The 16,032-nt window shown below is 55.3% G+C and carries 14 protein-coding genes, 1 pseudogene and 1 riboswitch; of the genes and pseudogenes, 12 read left to right on the forward strand and 3 right to left on the reverse strand.

Going from position 1 to position 16,032, the window contains the following annotated elements; all coding sequences use genetic code 11:
- Window positions 1-15 precede the first annotated feature (15 nt).
- Window positions 16-576 (reverse strand): phosphoribosyltransferase, encoded by a 561-nt coding sequence (locus NSS64_RS03525; protein WP_076079433.1) that lies wholly within the window; start codon window positions 574-576, stop codon window positions 16-18.
- Window positions 577-701: 125 nt separating this feature from the next.
- Window positions 702-804: riboswitch (purine riboswitch) on the reverse strand.
- Between the two features lie 331 nt (window positions 805-1,135).
- Here NSS64_RS03525 and hemA point away from each other — a divergent pair.
- The 11 genes and pseudogenes from hemA to NSS64_RS03580 all read left to right on the forward strand — a co-directional run bounded on the left by hemA (window position 1,136) and on the right by NSS64_RS03580 (window position 12,566).
- Entirely contained in the window at window positions 1,136-2,527 is a 1,392-nt protein-coding gene (gene hemA / locus NSS64_RS03530) for a glutamyl-tRNA reductase (RefSeq protein WP_340994133.1), read from the forward strand.
- A gap of 5 nt (window positions 2,528-2,532) precedes the next feature.
- Window positions 2,533-3,357, forward strand: a complete 825-nt coding sequence (ccsA, locus tag NSS64_RS03535; RefSeq protein WP_340994132.1) for a cytochrome c biogenesis protein CcsA — start codon at window positions 2,533-2,535, stop codon at window positions 3,355-3,357.
- 6 nt (window positions 3,358-3,363) lie between these two features.
- The gene (locus NSS64_RS03540; protein ID WP_341139238.1) at window positions 3,364-3,531 is read left to right on the forward strand and encodes a hypothetical protein; all 168 of its coding nucleotides are present in this window, start codon (window positions 3,364-3,366) and stop codon (window positions 3,529-3,531) included.
- Window positions 3,521-3,670 (forward strand): hypothetical protein, encoded by a 150-nt coding sequence (locus NSS64_RS03545; RefSeq protein WP_341139239.1) that lies wholly within the window; start codon window positions 3,521-3,523, stop codon window positions 3,668-3,670. Before NSS64_RS03540 ends, NSS64_RS03545 begins: the two co-directional genes overlap by 11 nt.
- 6 nt (window positions 3,671-3,676) lie before the next feature.
- The gene (locus tag NSS64_RS03550) at window positions 3,677-4,324 is read left to right on the forward strand and encodes a precorrin-2 dehydrogenase/sirohydrochlorin ferrochelatase family protein (protein WP_341139240.1); all 648 of its coding nucleotides are present in this window, start codon (window positions 3,677-3,679) and stop codon (window positions 4,322-4,324) included.
- Between the two features lie 810 nt (window positions 4,325-5,134).
- Window positions 5,135-6,082, forward strand: coding sequence for a hydroxymethylbilane synthase (gene hemC / locus NSS64_RS03555; RefSeq protein ID WP_341139241.1), 948 nt, complete (start codon window positions 5,135-5,137; stop codon window positions 6,080-6,082).
- 44 nt (window positions 6,083-6,126) lie between these two features.
- Complete coding sequence (gene cobA, locus NSS64_RS03560; protein WP_341139242.1) at window positions 6,127-7,674, forward strand: uroporphyrinogen-III C-methyltransferase; 1,548 nt, start codon at window positions 6,127-6,129, stop codon at window positions 7,672-7,674.
- Between the two features lie 142 nt (window positions 7,675-7,816).
- Window positions 7,817-8,815 carry a porphobilinogen synthase gene (gene hemB / locus NSS64_RS03565; RefSeq protein ID WP_341139243.1) on the forward strand — a complete coding sequence of 333 codons (999 nt, stop codon included), beginning with the start codon at window positions 7,817-7,819 and terminating at the stop codon, window positions 8,813-8,815.
- 18 nt (window positions 8,816-8,833) lie between these two features.
- Window positions 8,834-10,135: a glutamate-1-semialdehyde 2,1-aminomutase gene (gene hemL, locus NSS64_RS03570; protein WP_341139244.1), complete on the forward strand. Its 1,302-nt coding sequence runs from the start codon at window positions 8,834-8,836 to the stop codon at window positions 10,133-10,135.
- Between the two features lie 236 nt (window positions 10,136-10,371).
- A pseudogene (locus NSS64_RS03575) lies at window positions 10,372-11,097 on the forward strand (RluA family pseudouridine synthase); the annotation flags it as partial.
- Between the two features lie 917 nt (window positions 11,098-12,014).
- A complete protein-coding gene (locus NSS64_RS03580) occupies window positions 12,015-12,566 on the forward strand; it encodes a hypothetical protein (RefSeq protein WP_209876979.1) in 552 nt (183 codons plus the stop codon).
- A gap of 92 nt (window positions 12,567-12,658) precedes the next feature.
- Here NSS64_RS03580 and NSS64_RS03585 read toward each other — a convergent pair whose 3' ends face one another.
- Entirely contained in the window at window positions 12,659-13,453 is a 795-nt protein-coding gene (locus tag NSS64_RS03585) for a hypothetical protein (RefSeq protein ID WP_341139245.1), read from the reverse strand.
- Between the two features lie 206 nt (window positions 13,454-13,659).
- Between NSS64_RS03585 and ypfJ the strand changes: the two genes are divergently transcribed.
- Window positions 13,660-14,514, forward strand: a complete 855-nt coding sequence (ypfJ, locus tag NSS64_RS03590; protein ID WP_341139246.1) for a KPN_02809 family neutral zinc metallopeptidase — start codon at window positions 13,660-13,662, stop codon at window positions 14,512-14,514.
- Window positions 14,515-14,703: 189 nt separating this feature from the next.
- Here the strand turns inward: ypfJ and NSS64_RS03595 are convergent, their stop codons facing one another.
- Window positions 14,704-15,945 (reverse strand): GGDEF domain-containing protein, encoded by a 1,242-nt coding sequence (locus NSS64_RS03595; protein WP_341139247.1) that lies wholly within the window; start codon window positions 15,943-15,945, stop codon window positions 14,704-14,706.
- Window positions 15,946-16,032 lie beyond the last annotated feature (87 nt).

Genomic DNA, 16,032 nt, shown 5'->3' on the forward strand with positions numbered 1-16,032 from the left:
CTATTTTTTGACAAATCATACCTGGGACAGAAATCTGACGGGTACTCCAATGTCCGCTTCCAGTTGCTTGTAATGCTCCCCTTTGGCCAGAATCGCCTGCACGCCGACAAGCTCTATGCCCATCACGGACAACTGAGCAGCAATGCAGCGGATCGTAGCGCCGGAACTGATCACATCATCCAGCAGCAGCACCCGGTCACCGGCGGAGAAGCCGTCAAAATAAATATAATTCTCATTATACGCCGTCTCGCGTCTCACACTAACCTCATAATTCTCGTACAGCTCAGTGCTGAGGCGCAGAATATTCATCGGCTTCATCAGCTTATAGGCAGCCAGCATCCCCCAGGTATGACCGCCGGGTTCAGGGGAGACAATGTAATCAAAATCGGGAAACTGTTCCGTTACAGCATCCGCCAGATTGTGAGTGATTTCACGGATCAGCTCGGGGGCGATATACGTACCGCGTTCTCCGAAGGGGTAGAGCTTAAAGTCATAGGCGGTGTCCTTGTTCTTGTAGATCCTCACATTTCTGGCCTTGCGGATCGATTCACTTAAGCTTGCGTAGGAAGCACTCATTTGCCCTCACTCCTTCTATTATAATGGATGCCAAAAACCCCAGGCTAAAGGAGGCGCAGTCCAAAGCAGGATACATCAGCGCAGAAAAGCACGGTTTCTCCCGTGAGCTCACGCTGATACATCCAGCAGGGGGGCTGGCCTCTTGTAGCCTGGGGCAATTTACGGTTGCCTGTAGATACGCCCATTCCGGATTAACGGGCTTATACAAGAGAGGTTTGAAGGGGGATAACTGACGCGGTGTTAACTTAGGGACGAAGAATCAGACCATTTTTGCTATGGATGTTATAAAAGTTAACTCAGATCATTTGTTATATGCTATCATCCGTAATAGAGTGTGTCAATATTTCATCATTGCGTCATATTATATGACTTATATACTTGTTTATAATAATTATTATCTGCAATTCATAAATAGTTCAAAGGTTTTGTTAAAAGCCGTATTTTGATGTGATATACTTAACACAGTGTTCGTGGATCTTGTGAAATTGATTCTAATATCTGCTGATAAGCAGCAACAGTGCCTACACCAATGAATATAGATTAGGATGGTGAACAAGCGATGCATATTGTCGTCGTTGGCCTGAATTACCGTACGGCTCCCGTAGAGGTGAGGGAACAGTTCGCTTTTGCCGAGAAGGATCTGCCTGCTGCGCTTCATCAGCTGCTGCAGACGAAGAGCGTTCTGGAAGGGGTCGTTGTCGCCACCTGTAACCGGACGGAAATTTATGTGGTCGTGGACCGCCTTCATATGTGCGGATATTTCATCCGCAGCTTCATGGAGCAGTGGTTCGGAGTAAGAAGCGATGTATTTACGCAACATATGTATATATATGAAGACGAGCAGGCGATTGCCCATCTGATGCGTGTCACCTGCGGTCTGGATTCAATGGTGATAGGCGAGACGCAGATTCTGGGTCAGGTGCGCAGTGCCTTCCTGACGGCTCAGGCGGAAGGGGTTACCGGAACCTGGTTCAACCGGCTGTTCAAGCAGGCGGTGACGCTCGGCAAGCGTGCGCACAGTGAGACCTCGATCGGCGAGAGTGCGGTGTCGGTCAGCTATGCGGCGGTGGAGCTGGGGAAGCGGATCTTCGGCATGTTCACCGGCAAAAGAGTGCTCATTCTCGGCGCCGGCAAAATGAGCGAGCTGACGGTGAAGCATCTGTACAGCAGCGGTGCGGCGGAAGTGATTGTCGCCAACCGTACCTTGTCCCGTGCTATCGAGCTGGCCGAGAAATTCTCGGGTAAGCCCAGCACGATTGAAGAGGCGCTGAAGTCTCTGGATGAAGTGGATATTGTGATCAGCTCTACGGGTGCGGACGGCTATGTGCTGACGGCTGCCCAGGTAGCCGAGGGCATGAAGCGCCGCCCTTCACGGCCGCTGTTCATGATCGACATTGCTGTGCCGCGCGATATTGACCCTGCTGCTGCCAGTGTACCGGATGTATTCCTCTATGATATCGATGATCTGGAAGGCATTGTGGAGAGCAACCTGGAGATGCGCCGCAGTGAAGCTGCCAAGATCGAGGTTATGATTGAAGGCGAGATGGCGGATTTCCAGCAATGGCTGAAGACGCTGGGCGTCAGACCGGTGATCCGTGCGCTGCAGGACAAGTCAAACGGAATATATGAAGACACGATGGATAGTCTGTTCAACAAGCTGCCTGAGCTGGATGAGCATCAGCGCAAGGTGATCCGCCGCCTGACCAAGAGCATTGTCAACCAGATGATGCATGATCCGATCAATGTGATCAAGGAGATGTCCGGCGGCAAGCAAGGGAATGAGGCACTGGAGTATTTCACTCAAATCTTCGCCCTGCAGGAGCAGCTGGATGCAGGTCCGGCCGGTGAAAGTGTTGAACCGCTTCAGCGCAGCTCTGCTGAACGGCCCTCCGGCGGAGAGATCCGTGTGCCGGGAGCGGTGCTTACCCCAGCCGGTCTGCTGGGCGGGTGAGCCACATGCTGCTGAACGGAATATATGATGCCGCTCTGCTGCTATATGCCCTGAGCCTGCTGTTTGTTTTCTCGGATTGCCTTCGGCGCAATCCGGGCGGAAAGCGGCTGGGCACAGGGCTTCTTGCTGTTGTCGGCCTGCTTCAGCTTGGGGGCCTGGCCATCCGCTTCTCCCAGGAGGGCGGCTTGCCGATCTTTACGCCTTACGACTTCCTGTTCTGGTTCTCCTTCAGCATGGTGGTCACCTCGTTTGCGGTAGCCTATACGCGCGGCGGCGAGTTCACCGTCCTGCTGCTCAGCATGGCGGGCTTCAGTGTATTCCTGCTGAACCGGGTATGGCTGACGGCGGAGGATCATACGCTGCAGAGCTGGAGTGCGGTGCACGGGTGGCTGGCGATGCATGTAATTTTGGCGAATCTGAGCTTTGCCGCACTGACACTGGGGACGGTATTTGCGATAATGTATCTGTTCCTGCATACGAAGCTGAAGAATAAGAAGTGGGATGACCGTGTCCGCAGGCTGCCCAGCCTGGAGACGATGGACAAATATTCCTACACGGCGATCCTGGCCGGAGTACCACTGCTGCTGGCCTCGCTGATTCTGGCGGGTCTGTCGATTGTTGCGGAAGGGCGGACACCGCTTTTTCAGGATACGAAGGTCCTGACAACACTTACGGGCCTGGGCGTCTATATCGTCTACCTTGTGCTGAAGTTCTCCGGCCGCCGAAGCGGTACAGTCATGGCCCGCTGGGCGATTACCGGGTACGGCTTCATTATTCTTAACTTCCTGCTGAATTCCTGGTCGGAGTTCCATGGCTGGGGCGGGGAGTGAGGTGGGATGAAGAGTAGCTTGCCAGTGGGATGGAAGTTGGATGAGAGTGAGCTGGAAGCGCTGGGGAGAGCTGGAGTGAGCGGGATGAAGAGTAGCTTGCCAGTGGAATGGAAGTTGGATGAGAGTGAGTTGGAAGTGCTGGGGAGAGCTGGAGTGAAGCGGGATGAAGAGTAGCTTGCCAGTGGAATGGAAGTTGGGTGAGAGTGAGTTGGAAGTGCTGGGGAGAGCTGGAGTGAGCGGGATGAAGAGTAGCTTGCCAGTGGAATGGAAGTTGGATGACAGTGAGTTGGAAGCGCTGGGAGAGCTGGAGTGAAGCGGGATGAAAAAGTATCTGCCGATTATGCTGGATGTGGAAGGCCGGAGGGTGGTGATCATTGGCGGTGGGGCGGTGGCTGCGCGCAAGGCGGCTCCGCTGCTGGAAGCAGGCGCGGAGCTGGCGGTGATCAGCCCCTCGCTCAGCGGGACGCTGGCTGCGATGGCTGATGGGGGGCGGCTGCAATGGATCAGCCGGCCCTATGCTCCCGGGGATCTCCAGGGAGCTGTGCTGGTCTATGCCGCCAGCGATAATAGGGCGGTGAACGAGGCCGTTGCCGCGGAAGCCCGGCAGCTGGGGCTGCCCGTTAATGTGGCCAGCCATGCGGAGGCGGGCACGTTCATTACGCCCGGCGTGCTCCGCCGCGGGCGCCTCACGGTTGCGGTCTCGACCTCCGGGGCGGGACCGTCTGCGGCTGCGGAGATTACGCAGCAGATTGCGGGGCTGCTCGGCGAGGAATACGAGCCGTATCTGGATTTTTTGCATGAGCTGCGTACAGCAATTAAGCAGCTGGAGCCAGCGGCAGAGAACCGGTCGCGGCTCTTGCGGCGGCTGGGGAAGCTGGATGTGTTGAATGAGCTGCGGCAGGGCACCTTTATACCATGGACACGCGAGCAGATTGAGGCTTGGGCGGCGTGCAACCGGGAGGAATAAGGTGCTTAAGTGGCTAGGTTATCGAGCTGAGCAAAGCAAGGGCAAAAATGCCCTTGAATTCGGCCGAAGCGGCTCAGTTGAGCAAATTAGGTGTATAAATACACTTGAATTCCGCCGAAACAGCTCAGTCGAGCAAATGAAGTGTATAAATACCCTTGAATTCGGCCGAAACAGCTCATTTGAGCAAATTAGGTGTATAAATACACCTGAATACGGGAGAAGCGGCTCAGTTAAGCAAATGAGGTGTATATATACCCTTGAATTCGGCCGAAGCAGCTCAGTTGAGCAAATGAGGTGTATAAATACACCTGAATACGGCCGAAACGGCTCAGTTGAGCAAATTAGGTGTATAAATACACTTGAATTCGGCCGAAACAGCTCAATCGAGCAAATGAAGTGTATAAATACACCTGAATTCGGCGAAAGTCGCTCAATCGAGCAAATGAAGTGTATAAATACCCTTGAATTCGGCCGAAGCGGCTCAGTCGAGTAAATGAAGTGTATAAATACACCTGAATTCGGCCGAAACAGCTCAATTGAGCAAATGAAGTGTATAAATACACCTGAATACGGGCGAATCAGCTCAGTTGAGCAAATTAGGTGTATAAATACCCTTGAATTCGGCCGAAACAGCTCAGTCGAGCAAATGAAGTGTATAAATACACCTGAATACGGCCGAATCAGCTCAGTTGAGCAAATGAGGTGTATAAATACACCTGAATTCGGCCGAATCAGCTCAAGCGAGCAAATTCAGGGGTTAGGTACGGCGACGGCTGAAATAAGGGACTGACTTGAACAGGGGGAGTGGGCATGCGGAAGATTATCGTGGGCAGCAGACAAAGTGCGCTGGCTTTAACGCAGACGGGGCATGTAATTGCCGATCTGGAGCGGCTTAGCGGGGAGCATGGGTTTGATTTTACTTTTGAGGTGCATAAGATTGTGACCAAGGGTGACCGGATTCTCGATGTGACCCTGTCCAAAGTGGGCGGCAAAGGTCTGTTCGTCAAGGAAATTGAACAGGCGATGCTGGCGAAGGATATTGATATGGCAGTACATAGCATGAAGGATATGCCTTCCGAATTGCCGGAAGGCTTGATGAACGGTGCGGTGCCGAAGCGTGAAGATCCGCGCGATGTTCTGATCTCTAATAGCGGAGCGGGCCTGGAGGGTCTGCCGCCAGGCGCGCGCGTAGGCACAAGCAGTCTGCGGCGCTCCAGCCAACTGGCTGCACTCCGGCCGGATCTGCTTATTGAACCGGTACGCGGCAATATCGACTCGCGGCTGAAGAAGCTGGAGAGCGGCGAATATGACGCGATTCTGCTGGCAGCAGCGGGGCTGTCGCGCATGGGCTGGCAGGGCCGGATTACGGCATATTTGCCGCCTGAGGTCTGCCTGCCCGCTGTAGGCCAAGGAGCACTCGGTATTGAGTGCCGTGAGGACGATGAGGAGCTGCGCAAGCTGCTGGCGCTGTATAATGATGAGCGCACGGCACTCACGGTGACAGCGGAGCGGACCTTCCTCGGTGCTCTGAACGGGGGGTGCCAGGTCCCCATTGGCGCCTATGCAGTACTTGAATCAGAGGCCGTGGCAGCAGCGAATCCGTCCATAACGTTAACCGGAATGGTCGGAACACCGGACGGCACAGTCATTCTGAAGGAGACATGCACCGGCAACGATCCGGTGGAGCTGGGTGTGGAGGTCGCGCGGAAGCTGGCGGCCAGAGGTGCGGAGAAGATTTTGGCGGATGTAAGGGAATAAGGGGTAAGGAATCGCATGTGTAGAGGGATAAGGGGATGACGGAGATGGCGGGGAAGGTATATCTGGTAGGTGCAGGTCCGGGGGATGCGAAGCTGATTACAGTCAAGGGGCTAGAGTGTATCCGGAAGGCCGATGTGCTGGTCTATGACAGGCTGGCCAGTCCAAGGCTGCTGAAATGGATGAAGCCCGGCGGCGAGAAAATATACGTAGGCAAGCTTTCGGACCGCCATACGATGAAGCAGGAGGATATTAATCAGCTGCTGGTAGATCTCGCATTGGAGGGCAAAACGGTGGTGCGTCTGAAGGGCGGGGACCCCGTGATTTTTGGCCGGGTGGGTGAAGAAGCGGAGCTGCTGCGCAGGAATGGCATCTACTATGAGATTGTGCCGGGCATTACCTCGGCCATCAGCGTCCCGGCATATGCCGGGATTCCGGTGACCCACCGGGAGGCATCGTCTTCCCTGTCGATTATTACCGGCCATGAGAGCCCGGATAAGCTGGATCATTCCATTCAATGGGATAAAGTAACGAATGCGACAGGCACGCTGGTATTCCTGATGGGTGTTGCCAAAATCGGCTATATCAGCGCCCAGCTGATGAAGCACGGACGTCCGCCGGAAACCCCGGTGGCGCTGGTGCGCTGGGGGACCCGTGCGGATCAGGAGACGCTGACCGGCACGCTGGCCGATATTGAGGCGAAGGTTACAGCAGCGAATTTTCAGCCGCCGGCGGTTATTGTGGTCGGTGACGTTGTGCTCCAGCGGGAGCACCTGATGTGGGTGGAGGCGCTGCCGCTGTTCGGCAAGCGCATTGTAGTGACGCGTGCGCGTGCGCAGGCAAGCGAACTGGTGGACCGGATCGAGGAGCTGGGCGGCGAGCCGTATGAGTTCCCGGTCATTGAGACGGTGATGCAGCGGGATGCGGGCAAGCAGGCGGAGATCGCTGCGGCACTTGGCGGGCTTGCGGCGTACGACTGGGTGTTCTTCACCAGTCCGAACGGCGTGGACTTCTTCATGCGTCATCTGACGCAGCAGAAGCAGGATATTCGCGCCCTGCACGGGGCGCGGCTGTGCGCAGTGGGACCGGGAACTGCGGCAGCGCTCGCAGAGCGCGGGCTGATCTCTGAAGAATTGCCCGGCCGCTTTCAGGCCGAAGGGCTGATTGAAGCCTTCGGCTCACAGCTGCAGCCGGGGCAGAAGGTGCTGCTTCCCCGCGGCGACCTGGCGCGCGAGTGGCTGCCCGGCAAGCTGAGGGAGCTGGGGCTGGAAGTGACCGAGGTAGATACGTATGAGACGGTTGTCACCGGCGAGGATGATATTGAGCTGTTGAAGCTGCTGGAGGAGAAGCGCATTCATGCGGTGACCTTCACCAGCTCGTCCACAGTGCGCAACTTCCTTGGCATCCTGAAGCGGATGGGTCTGGAAGATCCGCTGGCGCTGCTGGCGGGTGTCAAGATTGCCTGCATCGGCCCGGTTACCGAGCAGACCGCAGTCGAAGCGGGCCTCACTCCGGGACTGCTCCCGGAAGAAGCCACCATCGAAGGACTGGTGCAGGAGCTGTGCCGCTGGAATGAATCGACGAGGCTGAGATAGCCTGTTCCTGCCGGATCTGTCAGCGCTGCCTTTGAGTATTGCAATCGGGTCTGGTCTACTAACAGCAATAGCTTTAACATCTCAATACTGCTTAAGACGAATAGATGTGTGTATATACTTACTGAACAGGGGGTTTGCAGCAATGAGCTTTCCAATAACCAGACACCGCCGTTTGCGCGGGTCGGCCGGTATTCGCGGCATGGTGCGCGAGACCGTACTCCATGTGCTGGATTTCATCCAGCCGATTTTTGTAACCTATGGAACGGGTGTAAAGAATGAGATCAGCTCGATGCCCGGCGTCTATCATTTCTCGCTGGATACGTTGAAGGCGGAGGTGGATGAGATTGCTTCCCTCGGCATTCCGGCGGTACTGCTGTTCGGAATTCCCGAGACGAAGGATGCGGTTGGCTCGTCCGGCTTCGCAGACGATGGCATTGTGCAGGAAGCCACGCGTCTGATCAAAAAATGGTATCCCGACCTGCTGGTTGTCGCCGATACCTGCCTGTGTGAATTCACCGACCACGGCCACTGCGGCATGGTGCATACCCATACGGTGGACGGTGTGGTGCACGGGGATGTAATTAACGATGCTTCGCTTGAGCTGCTGACCCGCACGGCGGTCTCGCAGGCCCGGGCAGGGGCGGATATTATCGCGCCGTCCAACATGATGGACGGATTCGTGCAGGCGATCCGTGCCGGACTCGATGCGAATGGCTTCGAGCAGGTGCCGATCATGTCCTATTCGGTAAAATACGCCTCCGCCTTCTACGGCCCGTTCCGCGAAGCGGCGGATTCCGCTCCCCAGTTCGGCAACCGCAAGACGTACCAGATGGACCCGGCCAACCTGCGGGAAGCGGTTCGCGAAGCGGATTCCGATGTGCTGGAAGGCGCGGACATGCTGATGGTGAAGCCTGCGCTGGCTTATCTGGATGTAATCCGCACCATCCGCGACCAGTTCGATCTGCCGCTTGTAGCCTACAACGTCAGCGGTGAGTACTCGATGGTCAAGGCGGCTGCACAGCAGGGCTGGATCGATGAGCAGGCAGTTGTGCTGGAGATGCTGACAGGCATGAAGCGTGCAGGAGCAGATATAATTATTACCTATTTCGCCAAGGACGCAGCCCGCTGGCTGCGCGGCTAGGATCAGGAGGGAACAAGCATGGGCAATCTGCCGTTGAACCGCCGGGAAGAGGCTTCCCGCATGGCTTTTGAAGAGGCAAAACAATATATTCCCGGCGGGGTGAACAGCCCGGTCCGGGCATTCAAATCCGTAGGATTGACCCCGGTCTATGTGGAGAGGGGCGAAGGCTCACGGATCTACGATATTGACGGCAACAGCTTCATTGACTACGTCTGCTCGTGGGGACCGCTGATTATGGGACATGCTCATCCTGAGGTGGTGAAGGCGCTGCAGGAGACTGCGGCCAGAGGGACAAGCTTCGGCGCGCCTACCCTGCTCGAGACCGCTATGGCCAAAACCGTGGTAGAACGCGTGGCCTCGGTGGACATTGTCCGCATGGTGAACTCGGGAACGGAAGCGACGATGAGCGCGATCAGACTGGCCCGCGGCTACACCGGACGCAGCAAAATCCTCAAATTCGAAGGCTCCTATCACGGCCATGCCGACAGCCTGCTGATTAAGGCCGGTTCCGGGGTGGCGACCTTGGGGCTGCCGGATAGTCCGGGCGTGCCGGAAGGGGTAGCGGTGAATACGATCACGGTACCTTATAATGACCTGGACGGGGTCAAAATCGCGTTTGAGCGCTTCGGCAACGAGATTGCCGCTATCATCGTGGAGCCGATCGCCGGAAATATGGGCGTTGTGCCTCCGCTTCCGGGATTCCTGGAAGGTCTCCGTAAGGTGACTACGGGGTACGGGGCTTTGCTGATTTTTGACGAGGTGATGACCGGCTTCCGTGTAGACAGGGGCTGTGCGCAGGGACTGTTCGGGATGGACCCGGATCTGACCTGCTTCGGCAAGGTAATCGGCGGCGGGCTCCCTGTAGGGGCTTACGGCGGCAAAAGAGAGATCATGGAGCAGATCGCCCCGTCCGGCCCGATCTATCAGGCAGGCACACTCAGCGGGAATCCGCTGGCGATGGCGGCGGGCTACAGCACGCTTGCGCTGCTGACCCCTGAGGTCTACACCCGTCTGGAGTCGCTTGGCGCGAGACTGGAAGCCGGACTTAAGCGCAATGCGCAGGAGACGGGAATTCCGCTGACGATTAACCGTGTGGGCTCGATGGTATGTCCATTCTTCACGGAGGAGCCGGTCATTAACTTTGAGACGGCCAAGACCAGTAACCTGGAGCTGTTCAAGCGTTATTTCGGCAAAATGCTGGATCAGGGCATCAGCGTTCCACCCTCCCAGTTCGAGGGAATGTTCGTATCCGCTGCGCATAGCGAGCAGGATATTGACGATACGATTGCGGGCCATTACCAGGCCCTGAAATCGCTATGACGGCTGGACCGGAGGACCGGTCCGGCGGGCAACGCGCAGATACGGAGGGCCGTGCCCGCCATGCAGGCGCAGACCCTGCGGCAGCCCGCCGCAGCGGAGCGCCGGATCTTACAGCCGGGAACGCTGCCGCCGGCGGCAGTCCCGGCCCGGGCGCAGTCGGTGCGGCTGCTGCGGTTACCGCCGCCGGCTTCGCGGGCGGGGGCAAGTGGACCCGGCGCGGGGAATGGCTGGAAGCCATGCCTGGCCGGGTCATTACGGGGGCTGCCGATAGAGCGGCAGCCATCGATGCCTGGCTGCTGGGCGCAGCCGGCATGCCGGAGAAGCTGCACGCCCGGCTGCGCCGCGAGGACGGCATCCAGTGGAGGGGCGACCGGCTGCGGCTGGCCCTGTTCCCCCACCGGGAGGCAGGAATAGAGCCGGTGTGGCAGGAGGCTGCGGCTGAGGTGCTGTTCGAGGACGACTTCTGCCTTGTGGTCCACAAGCCTGCGGGTCTGGCAGTTCACCCGGACGGCAGCGGCACTGGGGTAACGCTGGATCATCTTGTAGCCGCGCATTATGCGGCTTCCGGCGGCGGCATTGCCGTCCGTCATATCCACCGGCTGGACAAGGATACTACCGGACCCGTGCTGTACGCGAAGAACGAATACGCCCAGCTTGTGCTGGATGAAGAGATGCGTGAGAAGAACGTATCCCGCCTGTACGCGGCGATTGTTGAAGGCACAGTGCCGCCTGAGCTTACGGTGATCGATGCTCCCATCGGCCGTGACCGCCATCATGCGGCGCGCAGACGGGTATCCCCTGGAGGGCAAGCGGCGGTAACACGGATTGTGGGGCGCGAAGCCCTGCCCGGCGGAACCGTAGTGAAGCTGCAGCTGGAGACGGGCCGGACGCACCAGATTCGTGTCCACCTCAGCCATGCGGGGCATCCGCTGTTCGGGGACGACCTGTACGGCGGATCGGCCTGGCACACCGCTGGTATTCCGTCCGGCAACAGCCTTAAGGAGAAGCAGCCCCTTCGTTCGGAGCCCGGTCAGGTGAAGTCTGCCATTACGGCCTGGTTCGAAGAGCAGGAGAAGGCAGGCCTCACCCCGGGTCTGCAAGTCCAAGGCAAGCAGCCGCCGGCTCCACCTTCCAAGCCGGGAGTCAAGGCGAAGCAGGGGAGTTCCGACCGCCAGGCGCTGCATGGCGAGAAGCTGATTTTCGCCCACCCCTGGACCCGCAGCAAGATCGAAGTAGCCGATCCCTGGCCGGAGGATCTGCGCCGCCTGCGCGAGCAAATCGGCGGCACAGTTCAGGAGTAGGCCATTATACCAATCGGCTCTGTGAAGCTAAGATAAGTCAATGTAAGCCATGCCCAGCCGGGCCGCATTTCTCTGAACTCTGGAGGATTGCGGCCTGGCTAAAGGGCCCCATACATGGGCCCCATACATCACAGGAAGTTACCATTTAAGAGGAATCCTGCAAAAAATGCAACAATACTGCCCCAAAGCAGCGTTCTATGCTGAAATCCTGCACAAACTGCAACAAATTCAGCGCTAACTTGCTCTAAACACCGAAATTTGTGCAAATAATGCAACAATGTACTACAAGCATTGAAAGGTATAGAGAAATCCTGCCAAAAGTGCAACAATACTGCTCCTTAAAAGCGGCCGGTGAGAGAGGCATTAGCATCGTTTACCCGCTGGGTGATCTTGTTCTTGTTGTTCAAGGAAACCTCCACCAGTCAAGTTGCCGGTGAGCCCGCGTTCCCTCTGATGCATTCCCATGCTTATTCCATATATTTGCAGATTCCCAGTAACATTTGTAACTGACGGCCTCCCAATATATTGATAAAAATAGGGTGTAAGCGTAACTCATAACGTTAACTGGGGGAATATTTGTGAAAAAAGTTACTAAGTTAATGCTCGTGGCCGGCATCTCATTGGCACTTGTCGGGGTAGGGAACAGCGGCGCCCTGAACAATGTCACTTCGGCAGCGAGCGCACCGCTTAAGGTAGGCCGGGTGGAAGCGGCTGCCCATGGCACCAAATGCTTCACCGTAGCGGTTGCTGTAGTCCAGAATGGCGTAATCGTTGCGGCTTCGCTGGATGATTATCAGTTCCTGGGTAGCGATGTAGCCACTGGCGTACCGAACTCGGACAAGGACTTCGGCAAGAATTACAAAGATCCGAATATGGTGCTGGCCTCCAAGAAGACCAACGCCAAATACTACAGTGAGCACATGACGGAAGAAGCCAAATCGACAGTAGCCTATGACAAGAACCTGGCGGCTATCGAGAAATTCGCAACAGGCAAAACGATAAAATCCCTTGAAGCTACACTGACTAACAAAAGCAAAGAGCAAGTCGTTGATGCGGTGAGCGGTGCAACTCTGGTGGATACCCAAGGTTACCTGAAAGCCATTCTAAGCGCAGCCAAAGCTGCAAAATAATAAGCGGATTCCGGTTCCATGATTCCTTCCCGGCTGAGACTGGGGAGGTTTTTTTGATTAGGATGTAGGCTATGTTGCTCAGTGAATACCCCCTACTTGATATACTCAATTATAGGCTTGAATGCCTCATACTCTTTGGAAAATTCAGCAAAATCACCCTTTGAAAAAATTGCAGAAACCGTTAAACGGAAAATAATAGCTCGTAGTATCATCTCCCTGTACAGTTTATCATTTGGCAGCAGGTCTATCTCTGAAACCTTGCTTCCCTGCCATGCTATACAATCACACACTAAAATGGCTTCCGCATATTCTACTGGGGCAATCGTAGGAGAAAAATCAATGACTAAAGGACTCATAGCCTCGTCAAAAAGAATATTACCTGACAAATCGCCGTGAACAATCTGCATACTGTATTGCTCCTTCAGGCTGACCATCCCGAGTATAGGACTAATCATTTCTTGCGCCTCTCTTGGCAGGTCCCTTGATAATTCATCTATTTGCCAGGCTATACGGTGACCCTTTGACCAAGGACTCTCAGTATAAGGGAAGTCGTGAAAATCAACTTTAGATAGATCCCGGTGGAACAGTCTAGATACCTGAAGTTTGTCTTCTATTCGTCCCTGCGCATCTTTACCTATTTCATACTGAGTGCAAGCCCATCCTCTGTACACAAAAGTACCGTATTTACTTTGAACAGGCTTTGATAACCTATAGCCCTGCGGATTTAAATTGCTAACAATATGAAGTAACCATTCACATTGATTTATGTCATCCACAGGCTTTAATACCGCATTCCCAACTCTTACTGCTGTATTCTGCCCACCAGTTAATGGAATAATATCCCCGCAAAGATTAAATGAATTTAATATTTCGTTGGTTAGTCCCATTTCATCACCATCCTGACTATGCATTTTATTGTAAAATTACGGTTTATCCATAGAGATAGTCCATCAAGCTCAAGGATACATTATTTTTGTTACTGGTAAAATCTCCAGTCTGTCTTGAGCGAGTGGCACCCCTGCAATTATGGGTATAACACTAATAAGTACAAAGATATCTGCATTCGCGAGTATTCATAACTGGGGGGAAGGCCATGAAATGGCAGGGCAGAAGAGGCAGTTCCAATGTGGAAGACCGCAGAGGCCGCGGCGGCGGAGGCAAGCTGATTGGCGGCGGAATCAGCGGGATCGTGATTATAGTGATTGTTACGCTGCTGAGTGGAGGGAATATCGGCGATATTATGGGGAATCTGACTTCAACCGGTTCGGGTACGAACTCAAGTGTCCCTTATGAACAGAGCGCCCAGGAAAAGGAGTTATCCGAGTTCGTATCTGTCGTGCTGGCCGATACCGAGGATGTCTGGTCCGATATCTTCAAGGAGCAGGGGATGACTTATCAGGACCCGACGCTTGTGCTCTACAGCGGCAGCGTGAACTCTGCCTGCGGAACCGCCAGCTCGGCCGTAGGCCCGTTCTATTGTCCGGGAGATGCCAAGCTGTATATCGACCTCAGCTTCTATGATGAGCTGCAGCAGCAGTTCAATGCGCCGGGCGACTTCGCCATGGCGTATGTGATTGCCCACGAGGTGGGCCATCATGTGCAGACGCTGCTGGGCGCTTCCGAGCAGCTGAATTCGGAGCGCCAGCGCCTCAGTGAGACCGAGTTCAACAAGGTTCAGGTTCGCTTTGAGCTGCAGGCCGATTATTATGCCGGAGTGTGGGCGCATCATGTCCAGGGCGAGAATCTGCTGGAGGAGGGAGACTTGGATGAGGCTCTGACGGCAGCGAGCGCAGTCGGGGACGATACGATCCAGAAGCGGGCGCAGGGATATGTGGTGCCCGACAGCTTCACGCACGGAACCTCCGAGCAACGTAAGCGCTGGTTCTATAAGGGCTTCAACTCCGGCACGATTGCCGGCGGAGATACCTTCAAGGCTGCAGAGCTGTAGCCGCCTGCATCAGGAATACCAAGAGCCGCTCTTCCGGTTGCCGGAGAGCGGCTCTTGTTCTTATTTGGGATACTATGATGAGTAGCCGTTTCTGCTCCGCCGGGAAGCTGGGATGTATGCCAAAAACAGCATACATTGTGCTGCCGCGCACGCGCCTTCATAGGCCGTCGCTCTGCGCGGAAACGTGTCTCAAGGCTGCACATCATTCCGGTAAGAGAGACGGTTGCGGCCAAGCTTCTTGGACTCCAGCAGGAGCTGGTCGGCGTAGACGTACCCTTTTTCCATAGAGGTCTTCTGGTCCGGGTCTGCCTTGTAGTAAAAGAGTCCGAAGGATGCCGAATAGGGCACGCGGATGATCTGCTCCTCGAATTCTGCACTTACGGTGTGACCGTGAAGGCTGTCCAGAATCTCCTGAATCTGCGTCCTGCACTCCTCGAAGGTCTTGTCCCTTAGGAAGAGCGTGAACTCTTCGCCGCCGCTGCGGAACAGAACATCCTGCTCCTGCAGGTGCTTCTGCAGCGTCTTGGCAAAATGAACAATGACCCGGTCACCAACGGCGTGGTTGTAGCTGTCATTGATTTTTTTGAACCGGTCGATGTCCGCCACTACAATTCCGATGTACTCCCCGCTCTGGTTCAGCTCTTTCATCATTTTGTCCATATGCGCCCGGTTGTAGGTGCCGGTCAGGAAGTCGCGGTAAGCCATCTGCTCGAATTTGTCGCGTTCATACTTGTGCTGGGCACTCTGCGATTTGGAATAGAATGAGATGCTGACTACATAGTTGAGCAGGAACAGGGCGATCAGCATCTCCCATTTCTCCATTTGCAGCAGCCGCAGCAGCAGAGCGTTACTAAGAGCCACCTTGCTGAAGTCCAGCAGATTCCGGCTTCGGAATAGCAGATTTCGCGCTTCCCGGCGTGTCTTGATATCTCCCGACAAGGCAAAGGTCAGCACCAGGAAGGTGGAGGACAGCAGGGTGGTGACGCAGACCACGAGCAGGAACAGCAGCCAGTATCCGAGCGGAAGCTTGTCCGCCAGGGGAGAGAGCGCCGTATACAGATAGTACGCCGCAGAGCCGCCCAGTGTGAACGAACCGATATTGTAGAAGGTATCCAGAAACTCGCCGGGATCGGCGGTTTTTGTTTTCTTTTTATAGAAATATACGATGAACCGGTATACGGTCTCGAACAGGAGCGTGCCGAGCGGACCGGCAAAAATCCCGAAGGAGGAGGTATAGCTGATGGCATAATCGATTGTTGAGTTCCCGCTCCGGGTCACAATCCGCAATTGGAAGTAGATGCTGGAGAAGATAGTGTATAGCAGTAATGCTTTTATATAGGTAGCGTCCAGGACTACAGCATGCGCGGGAATGAAGGCTATAGCCAGGGATGCGACGAATAGGAAAAGGTCAAACACCCTCGCTTTTGACATGTCGGAAATTTCCTTTCAGGATTTATACCGATTATACCCGAAAAGATGATTCTTGATTAAAAGATATTTTTGAAATTTGCAGGGAAT

Origin of the sequence: Paenibacillus sp. FSL H8-0122 (assembly GCF_038005345.1) — a bacterium.
Taxonomy (GTDB): Bacteria; Bacillota; Bacilli; order Paenibacillales; family Paenibacillaceae; genus Paenibacillus_AQ.

Bases quoted from the DNA above. Each gene is read 5' to 3' on its own strand.
- ccsA (WP_340994132.1), top strand. From the start codon at position 2,533: ATGCTGCTGAACGGAATATATGATGCCGCTCTGCTGCTATATGCCCTG.
- NSS64_RS03550 (WP_341139240.1), top strand. From the start codon at position 3,677: ATGAAAAAGTATCTGCCGATTATGCTGGATGTGGAAGGCCGGAGGGTG.
- NSS64_RS03525 (WP_076079433.1), bottom strand. From the start codon at position 576: ATGAGTGCTTCCTACGCAAGCTTAAGTGAATCGATCCGCAAGGCCAGA.
- ypfJ (WP_341139246.1), top strand. From the start codon at position 13,660: ATGAAATGGCAGGGCAGAAGAGGCAGTTCCAATGTGGAAGACCGCAGA.
- hemA (WP_340994133.1), top strand. From the start codon at position 1,136: ATGCATATTGTCGTCGTTGGCCTGAATTACCGTACGGCTCCCGTAGAG.
- NSS64_RS03545 (WP_341139239.1), top strand. From the start codon at position 3,521: ATGAAGAGTAGCTTGCCAGTGGAATGGAAGTTGGGTGAGAGTGAGTTG.
- hemB (WP_341139243.1), top strand. From the start codon at position 7,817: ATGAGCTTTCCAATAACCAGACACCGCCGTTTGCGCGGGTCGGCCGGT.
- hemC (WP_341139241.1), top strand. From the start codon at position 5,135: ATGCGGAAGATTATCGTGGGCAGCAGACAAAGTGCGCTGGCTTTAACG.
- hemL (WP_341139244.1), top strand. From the start codon at position 8,834: ATGGGCAATCTGCCGTTGAACCGCCGGGAAGAGGCTTCCCGCATGGCT.
- NSS64_RS03540 (WP_341139238.1), top strand. From the start codon at position 3,364: ATGAAGAGTAGCTTGCCAGTGGGATGGAAGTTGGATGAGAGTGAGCTG.
- NSS64_RS03595 (WP_341139247.1), bottom strand. From the start codon at position 15,945: ATGTCAAAAGCGAGGGTGTTTGACCTTTTCCTATTCGTCGCATCCCTG.
- cobA (WP_341139242.1), top strand. From the start codon at position 6,127: ATGGCGGGGAAGGTATATCTGGTAGGTGCAGGTCCGGGGGATGCGAAG.
- NSS64_RS03585 (WP_341139245.1), bottom strand. From the start codon at position 13,453: ATGGGACTAACCAACGAAATATTAAATTCATTTAATCTTTGCGGGGAT.